The 26,545-nt window shown below is 60.9% G+C and carries 26 protein-coding genes and 1 pseudogene; 5 read left to right on the forward strand and 22 right to left on the reverse strand.

What is annotated here, in order from left to right; all coding sequences use genetic code 11:
• Window positions 1–137: 137 nt before the first annotated feature.
• The 15 genes from M9827_RS00655 to M9827_RS00725 form a co-directional block, all read right to left on the reverse strand.
• Window positions 138–863, reverse strand: coding sequence for a class I SAM-dependent methyltransferase (locus M9827_RS00655; protein WP_250602853.1), 726 nt, complete (start codon window positions 861–863; stop codon window positions 138–140).
• Window positions 860–2,107, reverse strand: coding sequence for an NAD(P)/FAD-dependent oxidoreductase (locus tag M9827_RS00660; RefSeq protein WP_250602854.1), 1,248 nt, complete (start codon window positions 2,105–2,107; stop codon window positions 860–862). Before M9827_RS00660 ends, M9827_RS00655 begins: the two co-directional genes overlap by 4 nt.
• A complete protein-coding gene (locus M9827_RS00665; protein WP_250602855.1) occupies window positions 2,094–3,257 on the reverse strand; it encodes a cation:proton antiporter in 1,164 nt (387 codons plus the stop codon). The genes M9827_RS00660 and M9827_RS00665 overlap by 14 nt, the downstream gene beginning before the upstream one ends.
• The gene (locus M9827_RS00670; protein ID WP_250602856.1) at window positions 3,254–5,593 is read right to left on the reverse strand and encodes an MMPL family transporter; all 2,340 of its coding nucleotides are present in this window, start codon (window positions 5,591–5,593) and stop codon (window positions 3,254–3,256) included. Before M9827_RS00670 ends, M9827_RS00665 begins: the two co-directional genes overlap by 4 nt.
• Window positions 5,577–6,179, reverse strand: a complete 603-nt coding sequence (locus M9827_RS00675) for an outer membrane lipoprotein carrier protein LolA (RefSeq protein ID WP_250602857.1) — start codon at window positions 6,177–6,179, stop codon at window positions 5,577–5,579. Before M9827_RS00675 ends, M9827_RS00670 begins: the two co-directional genes overlap by 17 nt.
• Window positions 6,176–6,601: an acyl-CoA thioesterase gene (locus tag M9827_RS00680; protein ID WP_250602858.1), complete on the reverse strand. Its 426-nt coding sequence runs from the start codon at window positions 6,599–6,601 to the stop codon at window positions 6,176–6,178. Before M9827_RS00680 ends, M9827_RS00675 begins: the two co-directional genes overlap by 4 nt.
• Entirely contained in the window at window positions 6,594–8,138 is a 1,545-nt protein-coding gene (locus M9827_RS00685) for an HAL/PAL/TAL family ammonia-lyase (RefSeq protein ID WP_250602859.1), read from the reverse strand. Before M9827_RS00685 ends, M9827_RS00680 begins: the two co-directional genes overlap by 8 nt.
• On the reverse strand, window positions 8,119–9,066 hold the full coding sequence (locus tag M9827_RS00690; protein ID WP_250602860.1) for a lysophospholipid acyltransferase family protein: 948 nt from the start codon (window positions 9,064–9,066) through the stop codon (window positions 8,119–8,121). The genes M9827_RS00685 and M9827_RS00690 overlap by 20 nt, the downstream gene beginning before the upstream one ends.
• The gene (locus M9827_RS00695) at window positions 9,063–9,797 is read right to left on the reverse strand and encodes a glycosyltransferase family 2 protein (protein ID WP_250602861.1); all 735 of its coding nucleotides are present in this window, start codon (window positions 9,795–9,797) and stop codon (window positions 9,063–9,065) included. The genes M9827_RS00690 and M9827_RS00695 overlap by 4 nt, the downstream gene beginning before the upstream one ends.
• A 77-nt stretch (window positions 9,798–9,874) precedes the next feature.
• On the reverse strand, window positions 9,875–11,554 hold the full coding sequence (locus tag M9827_RS00700) for an acyl-CoA synthetase family protein (RefSeq protein WP_250602862.1): 1,680 nt from the start codon (window positions 11,552–11,554) through the stop codon (window positions 9,875–9,877).
• Window positions 11,551–12,096: a COG4648 family protein gene (locus tag M9827_RS00705; RefSeq protein ID WP_007909501.1), complete on the reverse strand. Its 546-nt coding sequence runs from the start codon at window positions 12,094–12,096 to the stop codon at window positions 11,551–11,553. Before M9827_RS00705 ends, M9827_RS00700 begins: the two co-directional genes overlap by 4 nt.
• Window positions 12,093–12,347, reverse strand: a complete 255-nt coding sequence (locus M9827_RS00710; RefSeq protein WP_007909503.1) for an acyl carrier protein — start codon at window positions 12,345–12,347, stop codon at window positions 12,093–12,095. Before M9827_RS00710 ends, M9827_RS00705 begins: the two co-directional genes overlap by 4 nt.
• Before the next feature lie 9 nt (window positions 12,348–12,356).
• Window positions 12,357–12,632, reverse strand: a complete 276-nt coding sequence (locus M9827_RS00715; protein ID WP_250602863.1) for a phosphopantetheine-binding protein — start codon at window positions 12,630–12,632, stop codon at window positions 12,357–12,359.
• Entirely contained in the window at window positions 12,610–13,422 is an 813-nt protein-coding gene (locus M9827_RS00720; protein ID WP_250602864.1) for a lysophospholipid acyltransferase family protein, read from the reverse strand. Before M9827_RS00720 ends, M9827_RS00715 begins: the two co-directional genes overlap by 23 nt.
• Window positions 13,398–14,123 carry a beta-ketoacyl synthase chain length factor gene (locus M9827_RS00725; protein ID WP_250604192.1) on the reverse strand — a complete coding sequence of 242 codons (726 nt, stop codon included), beginning with the start codon at window positions 14,121–14,123 and terminating at the stop codon, window positions 13,398–13,400. Before M9827_RS00725 ends, M9827_RS00720 begins: the two co-directional genes overlap by 25 nt.
• 356 nt (window positions 14,124–14,479) lie before the next feature.
• Between M9827_RS00725 and M9827_RS00730 the strand changes: the two genes are divergently transcribed.
• The gene (locus M9827_RS00730) at window positions 14,480–15,250 is read left to right on the forward strand and encodes a ParA family protein (protein ID WP_016772022.1); all 771 of its coding nucleotides are present in this window, start codon (window positions 14,480–14,482) and stop codon (window positions 15,248–15,250) included.
• Between the two features lie 131 nt (window positions 15,251–15,381).
• Here M9827_RS00730 and trxC read toward each other — a convergent pair whose 3' ends face one another.
• Window positions 15,382–15,816: a thioredoxin TrxC gene (trxC, locus tag M9827_RS00735; RefSeq protein WP_250602865.1), complete on the reverse strand. Its 435-nt coding sequence runs from the start codon at window positions 15,814–15,816 to the stop codon at window positions 15,382–15,384.
• Window positions 15,817–16,052: 236 nt separating this feature from the next.
• On the opposite strand from trxC, the gene mazE reads away from it, so the two are divergent.
• A complete protein-coding gene (gene mazE / locus M9827_RS00740) occupies window positions 16,053–16,322 on the forward strand; it encodes a type II toxin-antitoxin system antitoxin MazE (protein ID WP_008077592.1) in 270 nt (89 codons plus the stop codon).
• Window positions 16,322–16,684 carry a type II toxin-antitoxin system toxin MazF gene (gene mazF, locus M9827_RS00745; protein WP_077570482.1) on the forward strand — a complete coding sequence of 121 codons (363 nt, stop codon included), beginning with the start codon at window positions 16,322–16,324 and terminating at the stop codon, window positions 16,682–16,684. The genes mazE and mazF overlap by 1 nt, the downstream gene beginning before the upstream one ends.
• Window positions 16,685–16,690: 6 nt before the next feature.
• Here the strand turns inward: mazF and selO are convergent, their stop codons facing one another.
• From selO to M9827_RS27915, 5 genes and pseudogenes are all read right to left on the reverse strand, one after another.
• A complete protein-coding gene (gene selO, locus M9827_RS00750) occupies window positions 16,691–18,154 on the reverse strand; it encodes a protein adenylyltransferase SelO (RefSeq protein ID WP_250602866.1) in 1,464 nt (487 codons plus the stop codon).
• 48 nt (window positions 18,155–18,202) lie between these two features.
• Entirely contained in the window at window positions 18,203–21,556 is a 3,354-nt protein-coding gene (gene mscK / locus M9827_RS00755) for a mechanosensitive channel MscK (protein WP_250602867.1), read from the reverse strand.
• Between the two features lie 34 nt (window positions 21,557–21,590).
• The gene (locus tag M9827_RS00760) at window positions 21,591–23,333 is read right to left on the reverse strand and encodes a potassium/proton antiporter (protein WP_250602868.1); all 1,743 of its coding nucleotides are present in this window, start codon (window positions 23,331–23,333) and stop codon (window positions 21,591–21,593) included.
• A 317-nt stretch (window positions 23,334–23,650) separates the two neighbouring features.
• Window positions 23,651–24,523 carry a methyl-accepting chemotaxis protein gene (locus M9827_RS27910; RefSeq protein ID WP_371042268.1) on the reverse strand — a complete coding sequence of 291 codons (873 nt, stop codon included), beginning with the start codon at window positions 24,521–24,523 and terminating at the stop codon, window positions 23,651–23,653.
• A 30-nt stretch (window positions 24,524–24,553) separates the two neighbouring features.
• Window positions 24,554–25,384, reverse strand: a pseudogene (locus M9827_RS27915) (MCP four helix bundle domain-containing protein); the annotation flags it as partial.
• A gap of 171 nt (window positions 25,385–25,555) precedes the next feature.
• Between M9827_RS27915 and M9827_RS00770 the strand changes: the two are divergent.
• Window positions 25,556–25,786 (forward strand): hypothetical protein, encoded by a 231-nt coding sequence (locus M9827_RS00770; RefSeq protein WP_007909525.1) that lies wholly within the window; start codon window positions 25,556–25,558, stop codon window positions 25,784–25,786.
• Entirely contained in the window at window positions 25,783–26,085 is a 303-nt protein-coding gene (locus tag M9827_RS00775; RefSeq protein ID WP_016987569.1) for a cell division protein ZapA, read from the forward strand. The genes M9827_RS00770 and M9827_RS00775 overlap by 4 nt, the downstream gene beginning before the upstream one ends.
• Window positions 26,086–26,142: 57 nt before the next feature.
• Here M9827_RS00775 and M9827_RS00780 read toward each other — a convergent pair whose 3' ends face one another.
• Window positions 26,143–26,514, reverse strand: a complete 372-nt coding sequence (locus tag M9827_RS00780; RefSeq protein ID WP_250602870.1) for a hypothetical protein — start codon at window positions 26,512–26,514, stop codon at window positions 26,143–26,145.
• Between the last annotated feature and the right edge of the window lie 31 nt (window positions 26,515–26,545).

The following is a 26,545-nucleotide window of genomic DNA, read 5'->3' on the forward strand; positions in this document are numbered from 1 at the left end:
CCACACCGCGGACACTGTGGGAGCTGGCTTGCCAGCGATGGCGTTGGCACATCCGGCACTGATGCAAGCTGATCCACCGCTATCGCTGGCAAGCCAGCTCCCACAGGGTTCTACGTGTGCAGGTCGAAAGGGGGACATCAGATGGCACCTTCAAGCGGTTTACGTGCGACAACGTTCACCAACGTCTCTTCGCGCTCACCAAATGGCTTCGGCTTACGCAAGCCAAACCGCTCCAGCAAACCAAAATCCTTCGAGCGGCTCCACCACAGATAAGGGTATGAGACATTCTTCTCGGCAAACTCGAAACCCTGCCCGCGAATCATCTGCAGATACTGCGCCGCACTCTTCTGCACATGCATCGGATGGCGGAACAGCCAGCGAATCACCCACGTATCAATGTAAGCCTCGGTGGATTCGGCGAACAGCAGATAGCCACCCGGTTTCAGCACCCGATAAAACTCGGCGAGGGCCTTTTCCTGCTCGACCAGATGGTGGAACGTCTGGTGACAGAACAGCAGATCAACACTGGCGTCCGGCACATTGAGCGTCGCGCAATCACTGCCGATCAGCTCTACATCAAGGCCCAGACGCGTCGCTTCTTCAGCGCTCAACTCCAGGCTGTGCGGATCGGCGTCAACGCCGATCAAACGCTGTGGCGCGAAGGTCTGGCGCAGATGACCGAACGACTTGCCCTGTCCGCAACCGGCGTCCAGCAACACCGGATGTTCCGGCAGTGCTTCACTGAACAAGCCACGCAAATCATTGATTGCCACGCGCAACACATGGTGCTGCCAGGTGTGGCTGCGCAGGAACCAGAGACCGAAGCGGGTTTCCTCGACGTAGCTGTCGCTCAAGTAATTCATGGGGCGTCCTTTGCACAGAGTTCGGAAATCATCTTCAAGCGGCGGCGCGCCTCGCTGACGAACGGGTTGCGTTCATCCCAGGCGTAGCCGGCGAGGATCGAGCAGATCATCCGGCGGATGTCGGCCTGGCTGTCTTGATAAAAAATCACGTCTTGAAAAGTACCGGCATACCAGCCCTCGACGTAGCAGCGGAAGGTGTCGACGCCGCGCTTGAGTGGCTCGGCGAACTCGCTTTGCCAGTCGACCGTTTCACCCTGCAACTGACGATGCAGCACGGCAGCGGCCATGCTCGCCGAGCGCATGGCGATGGTCACGCCGGAGGAAAACACCGGGTCGAGAAATTCCGCCGCGTTGCCGAGCAAGGCGAAGCCCGGCCCATGCAGGGTTTTCACATTGGCGGCATAACCACCGAGCGTGCGCGCCGGGGTGTCCCAGACAGCGTTGTTCAGTACGCCGGCAAGGCTCGGGGTTTCGGCGATGAAGCTGCGCAGGCAGGCATCCAGATCGCTGTCACGGCCCTTGAAGTGTTCCTCGGCCGCGACCACACCCACCGAGCAACGTCCGTTGCTGAACGGGATCGTCCAGAACCAGATATCGCGGTGTTCCGGATGGGTGGTGACGAGAATTTTTTCGCGGTCGAATGCCGGGTTATCGATGTGATCTTCGACGTGGGTGAACACCGCCTGACGCACCGGGAAATTCGACGGCGCTTCGAGGTCCAGCAGTCGCGACAACACGCGGCCGTAGCCGCTGGCATCAAGGACGAAATCCGCTTCGACGCGATAGTCGCTGCCGTCCTCGCGACGCACATTCAGCTGCGGTTTCGTCCGCTCGAAATCGACGCTGACGATGGCGTCGCCGTAGCGGATTTCCGCGCCTTGCAACGCCGCTTGATCGGCCAGCAGCTTGTCGAAATCAGCACGCTGCACCTGGAACGTGGTCGGCTTGCCATCGGTGAAGGTGTCGCTGAAATCGAAGGCGCTGTAACGCTCGCCCCAGGCGAATGCGGCGCCGGTCTTGCGCTGGAAGCCGGCGGCATTGACGGCGTCGAGCATGCCGGCCTCTTCGACGAAATCCAGGCAATGGCTGAGCAGGCTTTCGCCGATGGAGAAGCGTGGGAAGTGCTGGCGCTCGAGCACCAGCACATCGTGGCCCTTGCGCTTGAGCAGTGCAGCGGCGATGGCGCCCGAAGGGCCGGCGCCGATGATCACGACCTGACGGGATTCCATTTCAACGATTGGCACGTGAGCTCCGGGACAGAGGCTGTTTCAGATTCAAAGGCGCGCGATGCAGGCCGATCAGAGCCGGCAGCAACGTCGCGATCAGACCCATCAGCATCAGCGCAAAGTACAGCGCCGGGGTGATGAGTTGTTGTTGCAACAGCAAATTGAGAAAGACGATTTCGCTCAGACCACGAATGTTCAGCAGCACACTTTCGCGCCAGCGGCTGGCGCCTTCGAACGACGCGCCGGCCCAGCCGAGGCCGAGCCAGTTGCCGAGCAGTTTACTGGCAATCGGCAACAGCAGCAGCGCCGCCCATTGCACTGCGCCGAGGCTGGCGAGGGCGCTGTGCACATCGATCTGGACGATGCCGAAGGTGAGGATCAGCGGGATCGCCAGCCACGTCTGCAAACGGCTCATCCAGTGCGCCGGCAACGGCAGCACCAGCGGCACTTGCAGCGCGGCCATGCACAGCAGGTAACCGATGCCGAAGATCAGCGCATTGAGTTTGTAGTGCTCGGCCATCACCAGCAGCGCAAAGAAACCGAGGCTGTAGGTCAACGGCCGGCGCACAGCGAGCAGACGCAACAACAACGGCACACAGGCGAGCCCCAGCGGCAGTAACAGACTGCTCAGATGCAGACTGCCCTGCGCGAGGCCGAACAACGTCCAGCAGGTCAGGTCAATGAGGATCGCGGTCTGCACCAGTCGCCGAGTGGCGGCGGGCGGATAATCGATGTGGCGCAGGTACAGATAAAGCACCGGGATCGCGGTAATCGCGAACACCAGACCGATCGCCAATGAGTTGAGCCACGGCTGCGCGGGCAACAGCCAGTACGCTGCCGCCAGACCGCTGGCGAACGGCACGAGGAAACTCGGCACGGCGATTTTCACGCTCTGCCGATCGAGTTTCAGGTCGATCACATCGCTGAGGATATGCCCGAGCAGCAAAGCAAAGCTCAGGCTGTAGAGGTTTTTCAGCCAGTCAGGCGCAATCAGTTGTGCGCCGCTGAGCTGCCAGCCCGGCTCTATCCAGAAGTACATCAGCAGCGGCAAGCCGAAGCTCGCCAGCAGCAACTGGCTGACGATCGGGATCAGGCCGAAGTGGCGCCCGACGCGAGTGGCCACGGCAAACAGCGCCAGGGCCAGCAGCCAGAAGCCGACGATCATCACGCTGCTGGCTCCGTGACGGCGGCGGCCTGTTCGTGGCGTCCGGCCCACGGTGCGAGCATGAAGCTGAACGCGAGGCCGAGGCTCACCGACATACCGAAATTGCTCACCGCCGGCGTGCTGGAAACCGCCAGCAAACCAAACGACAACCACGTCGTCACAGCGGCCAGCAGGGTGCCGAGCAGGCTCACCGCCGCACCGCCGACCTGTTCACGCATGAGAATCGCGTAGTCGACGCTGATCGCGGTGACCAGCAGCAGACCGAACAGGCTGAACAGCGTCAGTGGCTGACCGAGCCAGCCAAGGCTGGCCAGACTGCACAAAGCGGCGAGCAACGGCAGGGCGACAATGCGCAGCGCGCCGCCGAGGCCGAACGGCAGCATCAGCACCAGCACGATCAACGCGCAGGAGGCGAGTTTCAGTTCAGCAGCGCTGATTTGCGTCGCAGCAAAGACTTCATTCAACTCACCGAGACGATCGACCAGCATTACCCCCGGCAAGTCCAGTGCCTGCACCCGCAACAGCGCCGGGTTGTTCAAGCCTTGCAGGCTGGTCATTGCCGCTACGCCGTCTTCCGTCGGACCGAGCCAGAGCGTGCGATAAGGCTCGCCGAGCGGGCCGGCCAATGCCGCGTCGATGTCCTCGGCAGGCACGGTCTGCAATTGCTGTAGTTCGGTTTGCAGCGCGGCGAGCGGGACGCCGAGGTCGAGCAGTGGCTGCCAGTATTGCGGCAGTTTGTTCAGCGCCTGGCGTACCTGTTCTTGCTGGTTTGGCGGGCTGACCAGTTGATCGAGGGCCAGATAGCCTTGCAGCTTTTCGAGGTTGACCAGTTGCTGCAGACGCTCGCTCAGCGCGGCCTGCCGCTCGAGCAATTGCTGCTGATTGTCGGCGCGTACGAGGAAAAACTGGCTGGTCGGCTGATAGCCGGTGATGCGCGCGATGGTCTGCGCTTCGTCGGTCAGGCGTTGCGGCGCGCCGACCCACTGGCGAATGTCATTCTTGCTTTGCAACTGCACCAGACCGCCCACACAGAAGGCGAGCAGCAACGCCAGCAACACCGGCGTGTGCACGCGTTCGAGGAGTTTTTCGCGCAGCGCGACCATGCGCTCGGCCAGATGCAGCGGCCATTGCGCGGGGCGCAGTTCGACGTTTTTCAGCAACGCCGGCAACAGGCACACCGCCGACAGATAGGCACCGAGCAAGCCGGCGGCGGAGAACACCGCGATTTGCGTCAGCGCCGGGAACGGCGTCCACGCCAGCGCCAAGTATCCGATGGCACTGGTGACCAGGCTCAGAGTCAGCCCGGACAGCGTCAAACGCAACGCCGGCCAACTGCGCCACGGCTTCAGGCTCCAGCTCTTCGACAGATAGTGCAGCGGGTAATCCACGGCCACGCCGATCAGGCTGGAGCCGAGCACCAGCGTCATCACGTGCATATGGCCGAACAGCGCCACACACGCCACCGCACCGAAGAGCATGCCGACCAGCACCGGCACGAACGCCAGCAACACGCGCCAGCGGCGGAAAGCGAGCAACAGCAGCAACAGGATACCGACCGTGGCACCGCCGCCGACCCAGGTCATTTCGCGCGTGGCTTGCTGCTGACCGTTGGCCGCGTAGAGCAAGCCGCTGGCGGCCAGTAGTTGCACGTCGGATTTCGCCGCCTGCTCGCGGCTGTGTTGTAGCAGCGCCGCGACTTGCAGCGGCAGGTTCATATCGAAGGCATTGCCGGTGGTGCGTGCGCGCAGCAGCACCCAGCTCTTGCCGTCGGCGTCGGCAATCAACGTGCCGCTGCCGATGTCCAGTTGCACCGAACCGTGCTGTGGCTGGCTGTTCTGGATGCGCCCGGTCAGGCCCAGCCAGTCATCCTGGCTCGGCACCAGACTGAAACCGCTGAACGGGTCGAACAGGGCCTGCACGCGTTGCTGAATGAACACGTCGGGATGTTCGATCAGCAGTTGCCGATCATCTGCCGAAAGCATCGCCAGCCGCCCGTGCAGCAGTTGCGTGCGCAGCGCTGGCAGATCCGCCTGCAGGTTCCACTGCACTTTCTCGAACAGACCACTGGCCTGCCATTGCTCGCCCAGCGCCTGCGCCATGGCCACCGCGTGCTGACGATCGGCGTGGCCGACCAGCACCAGCATCTCGCGGTTGAGCGGTTCCTGCATGCGCTGTTCGGCGCGCAGTTCGAGGGCGTCGGGGTGGGTGCCGGGGACCAGTTCCATCAGATTGGCCGACAGCGGCGCACCGTCGCGCCACTGCCAGCCGGCCAGGGCGACGACCGCCAGCAAAAGGATCAAAAACAGCCAGGGCAGCCTGCGTTCACTCGGCAAAGTCATGTTGCTCCGCGTCGCTCAACGGTTGATCAGCAGTGCTGTCCTGCATGCGCAGCACGGTGCTGTCGCCCTGGGTTTCCAGCAGTTCGATGGTTTGCACCAGCGTGCCGCCGTCGATATTGATCTGGTTGAACACTTGCTTGAGCAGCAGCGAGCGCGGGGTCAGGGTCAGTTTCCACTGCTGTGCGTCGCCGCTCAGGGCCAGTTCGAAGTCGCGTTGCAGGCCGCTGCTGTCGCCTTGCAGCACGGCGAGGAACAAGCGGTTCTGCTCGGCCCCGGCACTCTTGTTCGGCAGCATCTGCCAGCCATTGCCTTCACGCCGGGCGATGCCTTTGGCGGTGATGCGGTAGTCCTGTTGCAGCGGGGTTTTCAGCAGCCAGAGCAGGCCGTGGTTTTTTGCCAGAACAAAACTGCCCTTGCTGATCAGCGGCTGCGGTAATGCACGCAGGTGTTTTTCCTGAATGAACTGACCGTGGATCACGTCCGGTTTCGCCAGTTGCTCGCTCAGTTGTTGCAGGTCGAAGGCGTTGGCCAGCGACGACACGGCCAGCAGCGCCACTGCGCCAAGGCTTCTGAATAACAGGTTCATCGCAGCATCCTTTCCACGGCTTCGGTGAAGACTTTCGGTGAGGCAAGTTGCATCTCGCGACTGCTCACTTCAACGGCAACCTGCACCGAGCTGGCGCGGGTCAGGCGTTCGCCGCTTTGCAGGTCGGTGATCAGGTAATTGATCTTCAGGCGGTTTTCCCACTCGACCAGGCTGGCGCGTACATTCAGGCGCTGACCGAACACCGCGCCACGGACGTAGCGCAATTGCAGGTCGATGATCGGCCAGGCGAAGCCGGACTCGGCCATCTGCGTGTAGTTGTGGCCGATCATGTCCAGCAACGCGCAACGCGCCACTTCCAGATACTTGACGTAATGGCCGTGCCACACGACGTGCATGGTGTCGACGTCAAAGAACGGCACAAGGATTTCGGTGTCGGCGTGAAGTACTCCGGCGCTACGCATGCAGCCTCCAGTGTTGTGCGGCGATACGTTGCAGGCACAGGCGCAATTCGCCTTCCAGCGCGCGGTCTTCGATCACCGGCGGGAAGTCCTTGGCCAGTTCTGCGTGCATTGCCGCCAGCGACGGTGGCAGCGGTCGGGCATCTTCAGCTTGGGCGCGCAGCCATACGCCTTGATTGGCGGCGAGCAGGGTGGCGGCGGCGACTTGTTCGGTCAGCTCCAGCACGCGAATCGCGTCGCGGGCGGCGATGGTGCCCATGCTGACTTTGTCCTGGTTGTGGCACTCGGTGGAGCGCGAGAACACGCTGGCCGGCATGGTGTTTTTCAGCGCTTCGGCGGTCCACGCGCTGGTACCGATCTGCACGGCTTTGAAGCCATGGTTGATCATTGTCCGGTCCGCCGGAGCACCGGAGAGGTTGCTCGGCAGGCCGTGGTTGTAGCGTTCGTCGACCAGCAGCGCGAGTTGCCGATCCAGCAGGTCAGCAACGTTGGCCACGAGGTTTTTCAGGCTGTCCATGGCGAACGCGATATGCCCGCCGTAGAAGTGCCCACCGTGCAACACGCGTTCGGCTTCGGCGTCGATGATCGGGTTGTCGTTGGCGCTGTTCAGTTCGGTTTCGATGAACGAACGCAGCCAGTTCAGGCTGTCGGCCAACACCCCGAGGACATGCGGGGCGCAGCGCAGCGAGTAACGATCCTGCAATCGATGCAGCGGCGCGGTCGGTGCGTCGATCGCCAGATCCTTGCGCAGCCACGCGGCGACCTGCATTTGCCCTGGATGTGGTTTGGCGGCGAACAGACGTTCGTCGAAGTGTTCCGGGTTGCCTTGCAGTGCGACCACATTGAGCGCAGTGATGCGCGTGGCCAGTTGCAGCAGGTAGTCGGCGCGGGCGTAAGCGAGGCAGGCGAGACCGGTCATCACCGCAGTGCCGTTCATCAGGGCCAAGGCTTCTTTCGGACGCAACACCAGCGGCGCCCAGCCGAGTTCGCGATGCACATCGGCAGACTGGCGACGTTCGCTACGGAACATTACTTCACGTTCACCGGATAGCGTTGCGGCGACATAGGACAGCGGCGTCAGATCGCCGCTGGCGCCGACCGAACCTTCTTCAGGAATCAGCGGCAGGATGTCGTATTCGAGGAAGGCATGCAGACGCTCCAGCAATTCAACGCGCACCCCGGAGACTCCGTGACACAGCGACTGCAAACGCGCCGCCAGCACCGCGCGAGTGGCTTGCGCGTCGAGCAGTTTGCCCAGCCCGCAACCGTGGAAGGTGTAGAGGTGGCGCGGCAACGCTTCGACGTGATGCAGCGGCACCGCAACCACGCAGGAATCGCCATAACCGGTGGTCACGCCGTAGATCACGCCTTCCTTGTCCAGCAGCGAATCGAGAAAACGTGCACCCTTGGCGATGCGTTCGCGATAGTCGGCGTCGCTCTGCAACTGCACGGGTGCCTGACGGTTGGCCAGGGCCAGCACGTCTTCGATGCGCAAAGGGCGTTCGCCGAAGGTTACCGGCTCATGGGTTGGCGTCGTCATCGGTCTTCCAGAAAGGGTAAAAGTTGAACCATTGTTGCGGCGCTTCGAGGCAATAGTGACTCAGGCGCTGCGCATAGCGGGTGGCCCACTGATGAATGACCTGCTCGCGCTCGCTGCGCTTCCACACCACGGCGTCGGCGAAGGGTTCGAGGGTCAGGCGATAGTGGCCGTCCGGCTGTTTGAGGCACATGAGCAGATTGACCGGGCATTTCAGCAGGCCGGCGAGTAGCCACGGGCCTTGCGGGAACGGCGCCGGATGGCCGAGAAAGTCCACGGTGACACTGCGCCCGCCGTGCAGCGGCACGCGGTCGCCAGCAATCGCCAGCCACTCGCCGCGCTCCAGGCGTTCGTGCAGTTGCAGCATGATCACCGGGTCGAGTTCGCTGACCTGAATCAGACGCAGATTGGTCGCTCCAGCCTCGCCCAGCAAACGGTTGAATTGCTCAGCGTGCTTGGTGTGTACCAGCACGTTCATGGTGACCTTTTCGCCGATCTCCGCCAGTGCGCGACAGACTTCCAGGTTGCCCAGGTGCGCGCCGACCAGCAGTTGCCCGCGACTGCCGCGCAATTGATTGCGCAGCAGGGCGGGGTCGATGATTTCGATCTGTTCGATGCGCAGCTTGCCGTTCCACACATCGAGCTTGTCGAGCATCGAATCGGCGAATGCCATGAACTGGCCGAACACCCGCCAATGCGTGGGGCGTAAATCTTCGCGCTGGCTCCATGCGGCCAGGCGCTGCTGGTATTGCCAGGCACTGCGCCGTGCGGTGCTACCGAACAGGAAAAAGTACAGGACGATGCCGTACAGCAACGGACTGAGCAGGCGTCGGCCAAGGACCTTGGCGGCGAACGCGGTGAATTTCATCAGCAGGAAACTGCCGCGTTCCTCGCGGTCAGCCCAGTGCTGCTTGTCGGCTTCGCCGCTCATGCGCGCCACCGCCGCCAGAGGATCGCCGGGAAACGCAGCAACATGCCGAGAAACAACCGTGTGTGCATGCTGGAAATCAGTGCGTTGTCGTGGAACAGACGGAAGTGCGATACGCCGTCCAGCGGGTAATGCACGCTGGTTTGCAGCCAGCGCATCGGCTGATTGCGCCACGACAGGCGCACGAGAATGTCCGAGTCGAAATCCATGCGCTTGCCGACTTTTGCCGAGTCGATCACCGCCAGCGTCGGGGCCAGCGGATAGACGCGGAAACCGCACATCGAATCGCGGATCTGCAGCGACAGCGTGTTGATCCAGACCATCACATGGGTCAGATAGCGCGCGTACAAACGACCTTTCGGTACGCTCTCGTCGAACAGCGGATAACCGCAGATCATCGCCTCGGGATGGGCGCGGGATTCTTCAACAAAACGGGCGACATCGTGCAGATCGTGTTGCCCGTCGGCATCGACCTGCAGCGCATGGCTGAAACCCAATAGCACGGCTTCGCGCAAACCGGTCATGACTGCGCCGCCCTTGCCCTGATTGGCGGTCAGGCGCACCAGGTGCACGTTGTCGCGTTCCGCCAAACCGTCGAGCACTCTGGCGCAGGAGAGCGTGCTGGCGTCGTCCACCAGAATGCACGGCAGACCTTGCGCGAGCAGGGCGTCGACCACGGTGCCGATCGCGGTTTCGTGGTTGTAGACCGGGATAACGGCACAAGGGTTATGCATACGTGTTCTCCATTGGAAGACCGCGATCCCTGTAGGCGTGAGCCTGCTCGCGATTGAGTGCGCAGCACTCACCAAGGTCAGCCATGCTCTACACCCAAAAGAATCCGCCCACTGGAACAGGTCGCCGTGTCATTGCGATAAGCGAAGTACAATTTGCCGCGCTCAGGATCAAAGCGCAGGTGCAGTTGAATTTCATCCCCAGGCCGCACCAGTTGCTGGAATTTCAGCACTTCCATGCCGGCAAACGGGCCAGTCAGATTGAGCAATTGGCGACCGAGGTTCAGTGCCCATTCCACCTGCACCACGCCGGGCAATACCGGGGCTTTAGGGAAGTGACCACTGAAATAAGCCAGATCCGGAGGCACGCTCAGTTGCAGGCTCCATTCGCCAGAGGTTTCGACTTGTTCCAGCACTTCGGGCGCTTTCGGTCGCGGCGCCATCAGCAGCGCTTCGATATCGGCCTGCGGCAGTTTGCCTTGGCTGTTCAATGGCAATTGCCGCACCAGCCGCCAGCGGCGGGGCAGGGCCAAGGCTTCACAGTGGTGGCGCAAATGCTGGCGCAGGGTTTCGGTCAGACTGCGACGGCCGTGTTCACGCAAGGCAAACAGGCCGTCCTCGCTGAGCACCAGCAACGCACCGAGGGAAGCGCGGTTTTCCTGGACCACGCCCAAGCGCGCTTCGGCGACCCAGTCGTGGGCAACCAAGGCTTGCTCAAGCATGGGCAGCGAGATGCGTTTTTCTTCCAGTTTGACGATCCGGTCCAGCCGTCCGAGCAATTCGAAACGGCCATCGGCGGCGATACGCGCGGCGTCGGCGCTGTGCTCGACGTGCCCGGCGGGCAGGTAAGGTGAAGCGATCAGCAGGGCGCCTTCGCTGTCCTGGCTCAATTCAACACCGGCGAACGGTTGCCACAGTTGTTCGCCCTGACGCCAGGCGATACCGCCGGTTTCCGAGCTGCCGAGGATTTCCGTCGGCCATTGCTGCAAGCGTTGCTGCAGGCTTTGCGCAGCTTCGAGCGGTAACGCGCCACCGGAAGAAAACACCCGGCGCACGGCACTCAGGGCCGGCCAGTCGAGATTGTCGCCCATGCGCTTGAGCAATGCCGGGCTGGCCACCCAGGCAAAGGCTGGATGTTCGCGGCTGGCGCGCTGCAAGTCTTCGGGGAACGCCAGTTGCTTGCGTACAAACGGGCGCCCGGCACACAGCGGCCACAGCACGCGAAACAGCAAACCGTAGATATGCTGTGTGGCGACGCTGCCGATGATGCAGGACTCGCCGAGATCCGCGCCCCACAATTGCTCAAGCGCTTCGACCTCGTTGGTCAGTTGGCGCAGGGACTTGTCGATGCGCTTGGGCTCGCCGCTGGAGCCGGACGTGCACAGGCTCAGACGGCACTTGTCGAGATCCAGTTCGGCACCGGGCAGCGGCGGCTGCTGAACGTCGCTCAGTTGCGCGTCATCGGCTTGATCCGTCAGCCACAGATCGACTTCAGCCGACCAGCGCTGGCGGGTTTGCGCTTGCAGGTCCGAGGGCAGCAGAACACTCACGCCTGCACGCCATGCACCCAGCAAAGCGATGGCCAGTTCGGCGGCATCTTCCAGGTGCACAGCCAGGCGTTTCACGCCTCGAGCTTGCAGGCCGGCGGCAACGCTCAGCGCCTGCTCGCACAGTTGCGCATGTTCGAGCGCCGGTACGTGGCTGATGGCCCGCGTCGGCTCAGGCTTGAGCAACAGCTGCTCAAGTTTTATCCAGTTCATGTACGGCCTCTTACCCGTTGTCGTATCAGCCATTCAATGGCAAACATCAGGCCGATCAATCCATAGGAGATCAGGCCGGTGTACAACATCCACCAATTCAGCGGCGCCCACAGGGTCAGCAGGGCAGCGCACAAACCGTTGCAGAAGAAAAACACGCTCCAGGCCACGGTGACCTTGCGCGTGTAGCGAATCGCGATGTCCGGTAGCTCTGGCTCACGCAACCGCGCCAGGCGCTCGACCATCGGTGGCCCGAATTTCAGGCTCAGGCTGAACAGCACAAGCATGAATCCGCTGATCAGCACCGGGTACCAGCGCAGCAACAGCGGGCTGTCGAACAGCGCCAGCAGCAGGCAGAACACAATGGCCACGCCGGCCATCCACAGGCTGCCGGGCTTGCGCTCACCGGTCAGCGCCCGCGCCAGCCACAGGCTGCCCAGCAGCAGACCAAACTGCCACGGGGCAAAGTGCTCCATGCCGAAATACACCGCAAAGGGGTACAGCAGACCGGCCAGCAGCAGGCCCAGGCCGATCAATCGGCTCATGCGGCCGGTTGAACCAGACGGTAGACCGCCTCGACCACGTCGCCGACAGTGCGCACCGATTTGAATTCTTCGGCGGCGATTTTCTTGCCGGTCTGGCGTTTGATGTGATCGATCAGATCGACCGCGTCGATGCTGTCGATTTCCAGATCCTGATACAGATTGGACTCCAGGCTCACACGGGCCGGATCCAGTTCGAACAGCTCGACCAAGGCATCGCGCAGGGTGTTGAAAATATCGTCACGAGTTTGCATGGTCCGGTCTCAAGCTGCCTGTTTTGCCGTGACGAACGCCGCAAGGCTGGCCACGTTGGTGAAATGGTTACGGGTGTCTTTGGCGTCGGCATCGATCTTGATGCCATATTTTTTCTGGATGGCCAGACCCAGTTCCAGCGCGTCGACGGAATCCAGACCCAGGCCTTCGCCAAACAGCGTCTGGTCGTCGCCGATGTCGTCGGCGCTGATGTCTTCGAGGCCAAGGGCGTCGATGATCAGCAGTTTGATGTCACGCACCAGGCTAGGGGTGTTCAGATCGCTCATCTTCGGCGAGCTCCTTAATGAAGTAGGTGTGCAAATAATCGTTGAGCTTGCGCGAGGCTTGCGGGGCAGGCCCCTGCGCGGCAAAAGACTGTGGATCTATATCGGCTCCCACGCGAAAACTGAAGTGCACGCGGCGGCTGGGGATCCGGTACCAGGGTTCGGCTTTGGTCAATGTGGTCGGGCTGACCTTGATGATCACCGGCGTGAGGATTTTCGCACCGCGCAGGGCAATCGCCGCAGCGCCCCGATGAAAGGCCGGCGCCTGACCGGGCTGGGTGCGCGTGCCTTCCGGGAAAATGATCAGGGTCTGGCCGTTTTGCAGGGACTGCGCGGCGGCATCGAGCATGTCCATGCTGCCGTCGTTACTGATGTATTCGGTGCGGCGCAGCGGGCCACGGGTGAAGGGGTTTTCCCACAGACTTTTCTTCACCACGCAATTGGCCTGACGCACCAGACCGATGAGGAACACCACGTCGATCAGCGATGGGTGGTTGGCGATGATCATCTGCCCGGGTCGCCCCAAGCGTTCGGCGCCCTGAATGTCATAGGTCAGCACGCCGGTGCGGGCCATGAACCGCACGAAAAACCAGAACAGCCGACTGACGGTCTGCCGCGCGCGTTGGCGATGCACAACGGCGTCACCGGGCAGGCAAGCCAACAGCGGAAACACCAGCACACGCAGGCACAGCCCGCCTAGCCCGAACAGGGCGAAGCTTGCGGCGGTGGCCAGCAGGCGCCAGTAATAGGCATCGCGGTTTTTTTCAGTCACGGGTTGCGTTGCCAGGTCCATACACGATTTTTCCAGGCATGTTGGCAATGGGTTTGCTGGCCGAGCAGGGTTTGCAACAGATTGAGCGCGTGGGGCCAGTGCGCTTTTGACCGTGTTTCCGGGGCGCTGTTCAGGGTCAGCCGCCAGTCGGTACCGGGGGTGAGCAAAAGCCCGAGCGCGTAGGGAAACGGCACGTCATCGATCCACGCCGAATAGGCTTCGGGCGGTTGTTCTTCGGTAATGACCAGCAGCACCGCCGGGGCGCCTTCATTGAGCAGCGCCGCCGCTTCGAGCATGCCGTGCTCAAGGCCGTCGCCGGCCGCGGCGAGGGCGGTCATTTCGCTGGTTTCGCCACGCATGATCGACCACAGACCGATGATCGCGTTGTGCACGGACAGGCTGAACTGGGTCGGCGACAGCGGCTGTTCGGTCGCCAGATCACTGAGGATGTCGTAAGTGCGCGGGGTTTCACCGTGGCGCGAGACGAATACCAGCGGCAGGTTGTCCCGCCCGTCGGCCAGGGGCCAGGCTACGCTGAACGCCATGCGTGCCAGCCGGCTGAGGCGGCGGCGCTGCATGGCCGGTAAAAACGACACATCGGGTGCGGCATCACTGCGCTGGAGTACGACCGGTTGTCGGCTCCAGGCCTGCCAGGCATCCACGCTGTCGAGGCCAGGGGCCCACGCGCGCCATTGGGCGATGTTGAAGTTGATCACGGATATTCATCCCGCCCCTGCAGGCTTTTGTTGACGCGTTGAATCGCCAAAGCCGCAGCAGGCTTGACGTGGCGCTTGGCGCCGGGTGGCGCGCATTATCCCGGTGCGACGAGTGTGTAGCAAATGCTGGTTACATTTTGCGCAACGAAATGTACCGAGTGGTTCGCAAGAAAACTGTCACTTGGCCATTATCCAGATTGTCAGCGGCTTGTCTGTCGGGGATCTCGGCGATCATTGGCGGTTATTGCGCTATCTGTCCGCAGATATTTGCACCCGACTCTGTAGTCCATGTCCATGAAGGTAGCGAAGCGAGGTCGCGCGCATCTACACTCGGTCATTCTTTGATACACGGAGGTTTTGTCATGCGGCGCGTGGTGTTCAATCAGAAAGGTGGCGTAGGCAAGTCCAGCATTGCCTGCAATCTGGCGGCGGTCAGCGCCAGCGAGGGTTATCGCACGCTGTTGGTCGACCTCGATGCCCAGGCCAACTCCACTCAGTATCTGACCGGGCTCACCGGCGACGACATCCCGATGGGTATTGCCGACTTCTTCAAACAGACTCTGTCTTCAGGGCCGTTCTCGAAAAAGAATCAGGCGGACATCTACGAAACCCCGTTCGACAACCTGCACATCATCACCGCAACGGCCGAGCTGGCTGACTTGCAGCCCAAGCTTGAGGCCAAACACAAGATCAACAAGCTGCGTAAGTTGCTTGATGAGCTGTCCGAGGATTACGACCGGATCTACCTCGATACGCCGCCGGCGCTGAACTTCTACGCGGTATCGGCGTTGATTGCTGCCGATCGCGTGCTGATCCCTTTCGATTGCGACAGCTTTTCCCGGCAGGCGCTGTACGGCCTGATCGCGGAAATCGAAGAGCTGAAGGACGACCACAACGAAGGCCTGGAAGTCGAAGGCATCGTGGTCAACCAGTTCCAGGCCCGCGCGAGCCTGCCGCAACAGATTCTCGATGAGCTGATTGCCGAAGGTCTGCCGGTGCTGCCGGTGTACCTGAGCAGTTCAGTGCGCATGCGCGAATCGCACCAGGCCAGCATGCCGCTGATCCACCTCGACCCGCGTCACAAGCTGACCCAGCAATTCGTCGAACTGCACAACTTGCTCGAAGATCACTGATCTTCTGAGCTATCCATTAACCCCTGTGGGAGCGAGCCTGCTCGCGAAGAGGCCAGTACATTCAACATCACAGTTGACTGACCGGACGCCTTCGCGAGCAGGCTCGCTCCCACAATTGGATTTGTGTTGAGTCAGATCCCCTGGCTACGCAGCCACGCCATCAACTGCGGCAACGGCAACGCACCACTCTGCCGTGCCACTTCCTTGCCGTTCTTGAACAGAATCAGACTCGGAATCGAGCGAATCCCCAACTGCGCCGACAACTGCTGATTGGCCTCGCTATCAAGCTTGGCCAAGCGGCACTTGCCCGCCAGTTGCGCCGCCGCTTGCTCGAACACCGGCGCAAACGACTTGCACGGCCCACACCAGTCCGCCCACACGTCCACCAGCAGCGGCAGATCACCCTTGATCTGGCTGGCGTAATCGCCTTGCTTGAGTTCGAACGGCTTGCTCAGCAGCACGGCGGATTTGCAGCGACCGCATTTTGGCTGATCTGCGAGGCGCTCGGCCGGGATGCGGTTGAGGCCGTTGCAGGAGGGGCAGGGGATGAGGAGTGGGCTGGTCATGATTGGTTCTCTGATAGGCAGTCTATAGAACCGATTTGGAGTCGATCTGCCAACTTATCAATGTCGCAACTGCTCACATTTTTCTCAAAACCGTTCCGGGATCGATGGCTAGTCTGAAGGCCAATTCGGCGTTTTACGCTTGTCGTGAGGAGATCGCTTTGTCTTTATCTGCGTGCTACTTTTGTTGCACTAATCCAGGAATCGATGATTCCTATGCATCAAATCGGAGCGACATAATGTCCGTAACTTCCAAGATACGCCGCCAAGGCGGCGCTGCCGTCATTACGATTCCGCCCACGCTTTTAAAGTTGTTGCATCTGGAGGTTGGCGCACAGCTAGAGCTGAATGTGGTCGATGGCGAACTGATTGCTCGTCCAGCCGTAGCCGCTACGCGTAAGCGTTATAGCTTGTCAGAGCTACTCGAAGGCGCAGAAGAACTGCAGAAACTTAACGCCCAGACTAGCGAGACTCTTGAAGGTGATTCTGTCGGCCGGGAGCTGGGTTGATGGTGCGCCGACAGCCCCCTCAGCGGGGTGACGTTTACTGGATTGATCCGAACCCAGTGGCGGGGCGGGAGATGATGAACAGACATCGCTTTGTGGTGATTACGCCCAGAGAGATCAACGCATTGGGCGTGAGCATGACGGTGCCTGTTACTAGCGGTGGGAATTTCAGCCGGAATTTGGGTTTGGCGGTGGCCATTACTGGCCACGAAACCAATGGTGTAGCGGTGTGTAATCAGGTTCGGAGTTTTGACATCGAACAACGGGTACGAGACGGCACGGCCAAATTCATCGAGCGACTGGATGACGTGACAATGTCTGACATTGTCGACCGTGTAATCAGTGCAATCGATCCGCTAAGCTGAAACGCCTCAGGAAGAACAACTGATCTCCAAATGCTTGCCCCACTCCGGCGGTCGCTCGGCATAAGCCTCCATCCCCGGCTGCTCTTCAAACGGCTTGCTCAGCACCCCATGCAGCCGGCGTACTTCCGAGTAATCCCCTTGCTCAGCCGCATCGATAGCCTTTTGCGCCAGATAATTGCGCAGGATGTACAGCGGATTGACTGCATGCATCCGCGCTCGGCGCTGTGCCTGATCAGCGTCGGCATCGCGGGCAACCCGGGCAACGTAGCGTTCGCCCCAGGCATCAAAGCCCTTGATGTCGACGAAATCGTCGCGCAAACGGGCAACGGCTTGCTCAGCTGATTCTTCGCCGAGTCGGCGGAAGAACAGCGTGTAGTCGACGCCGCTGTTTTGCATCAGTTGCAGCAGGTCCTCCAGCAGCTTCTGGTCGTCGTCCTCGGCCGTGGTGAAGCCGAAGCGGCGGCGCATCAGGTCGAGGTAGTGCGCCTGGAACAGTGGCAAGTACAAGCCGAGGGTTTCGCGCAGGGCTTCGACGCTGATGAACGGCGTCAACGCTTGAGCCAATGCACTGAGGTTCCACTGGCCCACCGGCACCTGATTGCTGAACGAGTAGCGACCCTGATCATCCGAGTGGTTGCAGATGAAGTTGGCATCGAAATCGTCAAGGAAGGCGAACGGGCCGAAGTCGAAGGTGATGCCAAGGATCGACATATTGTCGGTGTTCATCACGCCGTGGCAGAAGCCATAGGCCTGCCACTTGGCGATCAGTTCGGCGTTGCGCTCGACGATCTCACGGAACATCGCCAGATACGGTTCCGGCTGTTCCAGACATTCAGGGAAGTGCATCGCCAACACGTGCTCGCCGAGCTGCTTTTGCTGCTCGGGACGCTTGGTGTAATAGAAGTATTCGAAGTGGCCGAAGCGGATATGGCTCGGCGCCAGCCGTAACACCATCGCCGCACGTTCCTGTTTTTCACGCCAGACCGGGGTGTCGGAACCGATCACGCACGCTGCGCGTGATGAAGGGATGTTCAGCGCGTATAGCGCCTCGGAAGCAAGGAACTCTCGGATCGACGAACGCAGCACCGCACGGCCGTCGCCCATACGTGAAAACGGCGTCTGCCCGGCGCCTTTCAGATGCAGGTCCCAATGCTCGCCGGCGGCGTTGTACACCTCGCCCAGCAACAAGCCACGACCGTCGCCCAGTTGCGGCGTGTAGCCGCCGAACTGATGCCCGGAATAGACCATCGCCCGCGGCTCGGCATCGGCCCACAGCTTGTGGCCGCCAAACAGTTCGGCAAATTCCCCGGTTTCGGCGCTCGCCGGGTCGAGATCCAGCAAGGCCAGCGCCGCCGGACTCGCCACGACCAGACGCGGATGGTCGATCGGCTCGGGCAGCACGTGGGCGGAGAACGCGTCGCCCAGGCGGGCGAAGCGATTGTCGAAGGTCAGTTCGTCGAGGGCTTTCAAGGGCCGGCTCCAGCAGAATGTCCGAGCATTCTGCTGGGATTAGACCGGTTAGTCGAGTTTGGCCGGCGGCGGCTCTTGCAACGGTTTCTGATCGTCGGCAATCGGCACGATGGTTTTCGTTTCCGGCTCGATCGGCACCATCTTGTATTCCTGACCGTGAAGGTTCTTCAGATAAACCTCCATCTGGCGGAACGAGATGTTGATGTGCTGCTTCTTGAACTCGCGGTTGATGAAGCGGTTGACCTCATCCAGCACCGGGTTACGGTCGCCGAGGTCACGCACGTGCATGCGCAACTCGTGGTCGAGGGTGCTTTCGCCGAAGTTGAGGAAGTACACGTGCGGCTCCGGCTCTTTGAGTACGCGCGGGTTTTCCCGGGCAGCCTTGAGCAGCAGTTCCTTGACCAGATCCAGATCGGAGCCGTAGTCGACGCCGAGTTTCAGCGTGACGCGGGTGATGGTGTCGGTCAGCGACCAGTTGATCAATTGCCCGGTGATGAACGTCTTGTTCGGGACAATGATGTCCTTGCGGTCGAAGTCGGTGATGGTCGTGGCGCGAATGCGGATCTTGCTCACCGTGCCCGACAGGTTGCCGATGGTGATGGTGTCACCGATCCGCACCGGACGTTCGAAGAGGATCATGATGCCGGAGATGAAGTTCGCAAAGATCTCCTGCATACCGAAACCGAGGCCGACGGACAGCGCCGCCACCAGCCATTGCAACTTGTCCCAACTCACGCCGAGGGTCGACAGGGTCGAGACGAAACCGACGCCGGCGATCACATACGACAGCAACGTCGTGGTCGCGTAAGCGCTGCCCTGAGCCAGATTGAGCTTGGACAGCACAAACACTTCGAGCAGGCCGGGCAAGTTGCGCGCGAGGGCGAAGGTAATGCCGATGATGATCAGCGCGCCGAGCATGTCGCCGATGCTGATCGGCACCATGCTCATGTTGGCGCCGGTGCCGCTGGTGTATTCGTAGAGGGTGATGTTGTCGAGGTACGAGAACACCGAAATAAGATCGGACCAGACCCAGTACAGCGCGGCAATGAAACCGCCAAGCAGGGCCAGGCGGATCAGGCGCAGGGACTGTTCGTTGACCTTTTCGATGTCCAGCGTCGGCTCTTCGATCACCGCTTCGCCGTCGCCAGCCTCTTTCGCCGCCTGACGCTTGGCCAGGGCGCGCTGGTAGGCCAGACGCCGGGCGGCAACGCTCAGACCGCGCACGAAGGTGGCTTCGATCACTAGCCAGAACATCAGCAGGTACAGGGTATTGATCAGACGATCGCTGAGTTTCAGCGCGGTGTAGTAGTAGCCGAAGCACACCGCCACAAACAGGGCGATTGGCAGCAAAGTGAACATCACACCGACGGCTTTGCGGAACAGCGAGGTGTTTTCGTGGGCCGGGCTGCTGATCAACAGGCGGCTGAGCAGCCAGGCCATCAGGGCATAGCAGGTCAGCACCACCGGCATGCCGAGCACATCGTCGGCGAGTGCGGCCGGTTGCAGTTCGGCTACGGCAACAATGGTCACCAACGCCATGACCACCAGACCCAGTCGACGGATCCAGCCTTGCAGGAACTCGACCTGCGGCTTTTCCCAGCGGAAGTGCAGTTCAGCCACGCCGCCCGGGGCCAGGATTCGGTAAGCGGTGTAGAACACCAGCCACGCCTGACCCATTTGCAGCAGTGCGGCGCCCATGTTGGCGTTCTGCCCACGGGCGTCGATCTGCAACGCCAGACCGCACAGCGCCAGGCCCAGCGCCACCGGCATCGCCAGCAGGATATTGATCAGGATCGCCTGCGGGGTGTGCCATTGGCTGTCGCGTTTGAAGTGACCGATGTCCTGGTGAACCTTGTTCAGCCGCGCGTACAGATTCTTGCGTCGCCACAGCAGCGCGCCGATCAACAGCGCCAGTGGCAGGAACAGCAACGGCCGCTGGGTCAGGCCGTCGGTCAGCTCGCTGAGACTGGAGGCCCATGGCAGGGTGTCGACCTGACGCTTCAGGCGCTCCGGCACTGCGCGCATCCACTCCAGGTCCAGCGGCTTGTTGCTCGGAATCCAGAACATTTGCTCATCAAGGGTCGCGCGCAGGCTTTGCGCGGTGCTCAGCAGTTGTTTCTGGTTGAGTTGCAGCGTGATCGACTCGTTGAGCATGGCGCTCAGTTCGCGGTTCAACCGCTCCAGCAGATCGGCGCGGGTGTTGGCCAGATCCAGCAGGTTTTTGCGCAATTGCGGGGTGACCTGCTCCGGCGGCTGAGTGGCCAGCAGGTTGTCGACATAGGCGGCCGGATTACTCAGTTGCTCACGCTGTTGGCTGACGTCGAATTGCCACAGGCGAATGTCGGCGATCTGGTCCGCCAGATCGCGGTCGACCTTGAGCCGTGGCAGGGCTTGTTTCTGTTTATAGAGAATCTTCGACAGCAGCAGGCTGCCCTTGAGCACGCTGATCTGCTCATCCAGCGCTGAATCGCTTTGGGTCAGGCTGTCGAGCTGTTGTTTGGTCTGCAGATTCTGCTGGGTGACTTCGTTGAGGCGGTCAGTGCTTTTCAGCAGGTAGTCGGAGAGCTTGAGGTTCGCCGTGCTTTCGATGGCCAGCAGGCTGCTGCTACCGGCCTTCTGCGCTTCAATCGATTGCTGCGTCACGGTTTCCTGCGACTGCGCCAGACGCTTCTGGTTGATCAGGGTTTGCAGTTCCTGGATCTCGCGGTCGAGGCGGTCGGATTTTTCCGAGAGCAAGTCATGCTGAGCGTTGCCCAGATCCTGCAGCTGACTGTTGCCGGCCAATTCCTGGCGACGCAGCGGGATCAGCGCATTCAGCGCCGCCAACTCGGCATTCAACTGGTCGCGCTGCTCGGCGGTGACTGTTTTACCCGCGTCCTTGCCGGATTTGAGGATGTTGTTGATCTGCTGAATGCGCGTCTGGCTGGCGGAAATCTCTGCCTGAGCGCGCTCCGGACGCGTCTGCGCGGTGATGATCAGGCTGTTGGCGTCGGCCAGGGCTTTTTGCAGGTCACTTTGCTGAGTCGAGCGATCGGTGAGGATCTGCTCCAGCTGCTGGATCGACTCCTTGGGAAAACGCTGCGCCACCGGCACCACGGGCGTGGCCTTGAGGCGCGTCAGTTCGCGGGTGTTTTCAATCGTCTGCTTCGGCGCGGTCGCCAGTTGCTGCTTGAGGTCGATCAGCTTCTGTTCGTAATCACGCTGGTTGTTCAGCTGATTGAGCGTGTTCTGCAGGACGGTCTGCAGGCTCTTTTTATCGGCATCCGGCAGTTTGCTGTCGGCGAGTTTGTCCAGGCTGGCCTGCACGGCGTCGCTGGACGGTGGTTCGGCGGCGTACAGCGGGCCGACAGTGAGACTCAGGCCCAGCAGGGCCGCGGCGAAAAAGGAGCGCAGGGTAGGCATAGTGACCGGTCAAGCAAGTGAGAGTGGACGCAGTTTAGAGGAAGAGCCCGGGGCCCGGGCGACTTCCTTCGGGGAATCTGACGCCCACTTTGCCGATCTTGTTCCCGTCCATGACCGCAACCGTCCAGTGGGTGTTGTTCCACTCCACCTGGTCGCCGACGATCGGCGCACCGCCGACCTTGTGGGCAATGAACGCGCCCAGGGTCATGTCCGGATCGATACCCTCGGCCGGCAGGCCATAGAGTGCGGCAACCGCTTTAAGCTGGGCGTCTCCTTCGAGCACAAAGTCACCGAAGAAACGCAGATCGAGGCCGCGTTGCGGCGCCTGGCTGAACAGTTTTCCGAGGGCGCCGAGGTTGTGTTCATGGCCGATAACACATAGCAAATCATCGACTTCCAGCACCGTACTACCCGACGGATGGAGCAATTGCTGGCCACGAAACAGGGCCGCGATGCGCGTGCCTTCGGGCATTTTCAGCTCGCGCAGGGGCGAACCGATGCACCATTTTTCGGCGCCGAGCTTGTAAACGAACAACTCCCACTCGCTGGTAATGTGCACCTCGAGCGCGGAGCGCGAGATCGGCGCGGGCTCCGGCGGAACCGTCACCTTCAACAGCTTGGCCACCCACGGCAGGCTCGTACCCTGCACCAGCAGTGACACCAGCACGATGAAAAACGCGAGATTGAAGTACAGCTGCGCATTCGGCAGCCCGGCCATCAGCGGGAACACCGCGAGAATGATCGGCACCGCGCCGCGCAGGCCGACCCAGGAAATAAACGCTTTCTCACGGCCATGGAATGCTTTGAACGGCAGCAGGCCGACGATCACCGACAACGGCCGCGCAAACAGAATCATCCACAGTGCCAGACCGAGGGCGGGCAGGGCGATTGGCAGCAGATCATGCGGCGTCACCAGCAACCCCAGCACAAGGAACATGCCGATCTGCGCCAGCCACGCCATGCCGTCGAGCATGTGCAGAATGCCGTGGCGGCTGCGCACCGGACGGTTGCCGATCACCAGACCGCACAGATAGACCGCGAGGAAGCCGCTGCCATGCAAGGCGTTGGTCAGCGCGAACACCACCAGGCCGCCGGCGATTACCAGAATCGGATACAGGCCCGCCGCCAGATTGATGCGGTTGACCAGTTGCAGCATCAGCCAGCCGCCGCCGAGGCCGATCACGCCACCGATGCCGAACTCGCGGATCAGATGGGTCAGCAGGCTCCAGTGCAGACCGGTCTGGCCGCTGGCGAGCATATCGATCAGGGTGACGGTGAGAAACACGGCCATCGGGTCGTTGCTGCCGGATTCGATTTCCAGGCTGGCGGTCACCCGTTCGTTGAGGCCTTTGCCGCCAAGCAACGAGAACACCGCTGCGGCGTCGGTTGAGCCAACGATGGCACCGATTAGCAGGCCTTGAATCAGATTAAGGTCAAACAGCCACGCCGCAGCCATGCCGGTCAGCCCGGTGGTGATCAACACCCCGACCGTGGCCAGCGACAGTGCCGGCCATAATGCGACACGGAAACTCGACACCCGCGTGCGCAAGCCGCCGTCAAGGAGAATCACCGCCAGTGCGAGGTTGCCGACCAGATAGGCCGTCGGGTAGTTATCGAAAATGATCCCGCCGCCATCGACCCCGGCGGCCATGCCGACCGCGAGAATAATGACCAGAATCGGAATGCCGAGACGGGAGGAGAGTGAGCTGACGAGAATGCTTGCACCTACCAGCAACGCGCCGATCAAGAACAGGCTGTTGATGGTCGTCGCATTCAAAGGCAGTACTCCAGAAGCGTAAAGACGGGCACAAACTGACCATGCAGTCTGCGTGCCAGCGATTCTAACCTGTTGAAATGTGATGCTGTCAAAAAGGTTTTTACGCTGAGGGATTCGAGGTTTGGGTTCGGCTGGCGATTGCTGCCCTCACCCTAGCCCTCTCCCGGAGGGAGAGGGGACTGATCGTGGTGTTTGTGCGAGGTACGCGGACCTGAAAGTCCGGAGTCGAACTCAGACTTAGAAATGCATGAAGATCTGCTCCCTTCCCCCTCGCCCCCTTGGGGGAGAGGGTTGGGGTGAGGGGGTAGCCTTTGATCTTAGAGGCTGAACCGCCCAACCATGTTGTTCAGATCCAGCGCCAGGCGTGATAGCTCATTGCTCGCTGCACTGGTCTGATTCGCCCCAGTCGCCGATTGCACCGACAAATCACGAATATTCACCAGATTGCGATCCACTTCCCGCGCCACCTGCGCCTGCTCTTCGGCGGCGCTGGCGATCACCAGGTTGCGCTCGTTGATTTCGACGATGGCGGTGTTGATGGTGTCCAGCGACATGCCGGCACCGCGCGCAATGTTCAGCGTCGACTCGGCACGCTCGGTGCTGTTGCGCATCGAATCCACGGCGTGTTCGGTGCCGCTCTGGATGCTGCCGATCATCCGCTCGATCTCGCTGGTCGACTGCTGCGTGCGGTGCGCCAGGGCACGCACTTCATCGGCCACCACGGCAAAACCACGCCCGGCTTCACCGGCTCGCGCCGCTTCAATCGCCGCGTTCAGTGCCAGCAGGTTAGTCTGATCAGCCAGACCTCGAATCACGTCGAGCACCTTGCCGATGTCACGGGATTCGTTGGCCAGATCACCAATAAGGCTGGCAGTGCTCTGCACGTCGGCGCTCATGCGTTCGATGGCGCTGACAGTTTCCTGGACCAGATCACGACCGTCACCGGCCGAAGTCGTGGCGTTCTTCGAGGCTTCCGAAGTGCTCACGGCGTTGCGCGCGACTTCTTCCACGGCGCTGGTCATTTCGTTGACCGCTGTGGCCGCTTGTTCGATTTCGTTGTTCTGCTGAGTCAGGCCACGCGCACTTTCGTCGGTGACGCTGTTCAGTTCTTCAGCCGCCGAAGCCAACTGAGTGGCCGAACCGGAAATCCGCTGCAGGGTGTCGCGCAGCTTCGATTGCATCTTGGCCATGGCTGCCAGCAGGCGCCCGGCCTCGTCTTCACCGTCAACGTGGATCGGCTGGGTCAGGTTGCCTTCGGCGATGGTTTCCGCAGCGTCCAGTGCTTTGGAAATCGGTTTGGTGATGCTCACCGTCAGCAGCCAGGCGAAGAGCAACGTCAGCCCAGTGGCGATCACCAGCAAGGTGACCACCAGATCGAACGACATCGAATACTGATCTTTGGCGCCTTGATCGGTCTCGGCGATTTGCTGAGTGTTGATCTCCAGCAAACGCGCCAGGGCGGTGTTCACCGCTTCCGAATTGCTCAGCAAGTCCGAGTTGAGCATCTGCCGCAGTTCATCGATCTGATTGTTGCGCGACAGGGTTTTCATCCGGTCTTCGAGTTGACGGTATTGACCCAGGAGCTGCACGTACTGGTCGTAGGCTGCACGCTCCTGCGGGCCGTCGATCAACGGTTCGTAGGCACGCTGGGCGTCGGCAATCTGCCGATTGCGCAATTCAAAAAGCTCGATGGTTTTTTGCTGCACGTCCGGTTCGCGGTTGATCAGCAATCGATACGACAGCACCCGCAGGCGCAGCGTCAATTGCGTGAATTCATCGAGGGCCTTGATCGACGGCACGCTTTCAGTAGCGATGTCTTCGCCCGCTGCGCGGATTTTGCTCATCTGATTCAGCGCAAACACGCCGAGAATCAGCATCAGGCCGCCGATCAGGGCGAAGCCGGTAAACGCCCGTGGGGCGATGTTCATATTGCGAAGGGACATGGGGCGGATACCAAGAGAGGGCCGCATCCATGCGGGCTGAGACTGCTGTATGGATGACTTATCGGTCATACGACTAAAGTCTTGAGGCAGTGTGCGGATTTGTCGCATAAGGGCCTGGGCGACGAAGTGCAGGAACCAGATCGGCAGATCACAGTCTTTAAAACTCGCGAGAACGGTCGGCCACCAGGAAAATCAAGGCTTTGCGCCGGTTTAACCCTGGCATCCGTGATGACTTTTCTTTATCGTACGCGCCCTTTGAAAAACGCTTGGAAGATCAAAATGTTGGAAGCATCCCTCAGCCAATTGGAACAGCTCGTCAGCGACCTGGTGCAACAGAACCAGACCCTCGCGCAAACCAACCAGACCCTGTCCACGGAACTGGCCCAGGCCAAGGATGAAAACGAAAGCCTGCAACTGAACCTGATGGAGCAGGAAGAAAAGCACGGCGCCACCGCTGCACGCATTCAAGCCCTGGTTGATCGCGTCAACGCAGGTCCTGTCAGCGCATGAACCACCACACAGCAGGGGTAAAAGTCGTCTCCATTCTCGGGGAGGACTATTCGATCAAGGCACCGGCCGGGGAAGAACAGACCCTGCTGGACGCGGCCATGATGCTCAAGGCAGCGCTGGACGACACCAAGCGCAAATACCCGACATTGATCGGTGACCGCTTGCTGGTACTGGCGGCGATGAATCTGTGCTCGCAGCAGATCGAAATGAAGAAGCAGCACCAGGAAGAACTCGACCGTTACCAAGAGCAAGTCAGCGCCACGGTCGACACCATCGCCAAGACCATCAACCAGGGTTGATGCGCGTTTTGCAGCGCCTCGGTACTTCGAGGCGCTAATAATCGAACGGCTCTGTGTTTATTGAGTTTTAGTCACTGGTTGCCAGTAGATCTTCCTCGACCACTCTCCGTTGGTTTGCTTTTTGAACTCTCCGTGGGAGACCCTGTAGGTCGTCTCGTTGATCGTCACTTCATCTCCGCGCGAAAGCAGGTTTACATATTCTGATCCTGCGATCGGCTGAGTTGTACTGAACGTCGCGCCTGAGAACGTGGTGATCGTAGCTTTGTAATGGATTACGGGGAAAACCATGACTTCGGTAAAGTGTTTTCGGGTGATCATCGATTGCATGCTGGATCCGTCGACAAAGTCGCCGATCTGCGCTGATTTCACAAACGTATCGTTGTCAGACATTGTCTGTACAAAGCTTTCCGCTGGACTTGTATCAGCCATTATCTTTCTCCTGCTAGTACAGCATGAGTCT

Origin of the sequence: Pseudomonas sp. AKS31, from assembly GCF_023634765.1 — a bacterium.
Taxonomy (GTDB): domain Bacteria; phylum Pseudomonadota; class Gammaproteobacteria; order Pseudomonadales; family Pseudomonadaceae; genus Aquipseudomonas.

Bases quoted from the DNA above. Each gene is read 5' to 3' on its own strand.
- M9827_RS00655 (WP_250602853.1), bottom strand. From the start codon at position 863: ATGAATTACTTGAGCGACAGCTACGTCGAGGAAACCCGCTTCGGTCTC.
- M9827_RS00670 (WP_250602856.1), bottom strand. From the start codon at position 5,593: ATGACTTTGCCGAGTGAACGCAGGCTGCCCTGGCTGTTTTTGATCCTT.
- M9827_RS00675 (WP_250602857.1), bottom strand. From the start codon at position 6,179: ATGAACCTGTTATTCAGAAGCCTTGGCGCAGTGGCGCTGCTGGCCGTG.
- M9827_RS00680 (WP_250602858.1), bottom strand. From the start codon at position 6,601: ATGCGTAGCGCCGGAGTACTTCACGCCGACACCGAAATCCTTGTGCCG.
- M9827_RS00685 (WP_250602859.1), bottom strand. From the start codon at position 8,138: ATGACGACGCCAACCCATGAGCCGGTAACCTTCGGCGAACGCCCTTTG.
- M9827_RS00690 (WP_250602860.1), bottom strand. From the start codon at position 9,066: ATGAGCGGCGAAGCCGACAAGCAGCACTGGGCTGACCGCGAGGAACGC.
- M9827_RS00695 (WP_250602861.1), bottom strand. From the start codon at position 9,797: ATGCATAACCCTTGTGCCGTTATCCCGGTCTACAACCACGAAACCGCG.
- M9827_RS00700 (WP_250602862.1), bottom strand. From the start codon at position 11,554: ATGAACTGGATAAAACTTGAGCAGCTGTTGCTCAAGCCTGAGCCGACG.
- M9827_RS00705 (WP_007909501.1), bottom strand. From the start codon at position 12,096: ATGAGCCGATTGATCGGCCTGGGCCTGCTGCTGGCCGGTCTGCTGTAC.
- M9827_RS00710 (WP_007909503.1), bottom strand. From the start codon at position 12,347: ATGCAAACTCGTGACGATATTTTCAACACCCTGCGCGATGCCTTGGTC.
- M9827_RS00715 (WP_250602863.1), bottom strand. From the start codon at position 12,632: ATGAGCGATCTGAACACCCCTAGCCTGGTGCGTGACATCAAACTGCTG.
- M9827_RS00720 (WP_250602864.1), bottom strand. From the start codon at position 13,422: ATGGACCTGGCAACGCAACCCGTGACTGAAAAAAACCGCGATGCCTAT.
- M9827_RS00730 (WP_016772022.1), top strand. From the start codon at position 14,480: ATGCGGCGCGTGGTGTTCAATCAGAAAGGTGGCGTAGGCAAGTCCAGC.
- trxC (WP_250602865.1), bottom strand. From the start codon at position 15,816: ATGACCAGCCCACTCCTCATCCCCTGCCCCTCCTGCAACGGCCTCAAC.
- mazE (WP_008077592.1), top strand. From the start codon at position 16,053: ATGTCCGTAACTTCCAAGATACGCCGCCAAGGCGGCGCTGCCGTCATT.
- mazF (WP_077570482.1), top strand. From the start codon at position 16,322: ATGGTGCGCCGACAGCCCCCTCAGCGGGGTGACGTTTACTGGATTGAT.
- mscK (WP_250602867.1), bottom strand. From the start codon at position 21,556: ATGCCTACCCTGCGCTCCTTTTTCGCCGCGGCCCTGCTGGGCCTGAGT.
- M9827_RS27910 (WP_371042268.1), bottom strand. From the start codon at position 24,523: ATGGCCAAGATGCAATCGAAGCTGCGCGACACCCTGCAGCGGATTTCC.
- M9827_RS00770 (WP_007909525.1), top strand. From the start codon at position 25,556: ATGTTGGAAGCATCCCTCAGCCAATTGGAACAGCTCGTCAGCGACCTG.
- M9827_RS00775 (WP_016987569.1), top strand. From the start codon at position 25,783: ATGAACCACCACACAGCAGGGGTAAAAGTCGTCTCCATTCTCGGGGAG.
- M9827_RS00780 (WP_250602870.1), bottom strand. From the start codon at position 26,514: ATGGCTGATACAAGTCCAGCGGAAAGCTTTGTACAGACAATGTCTGAC.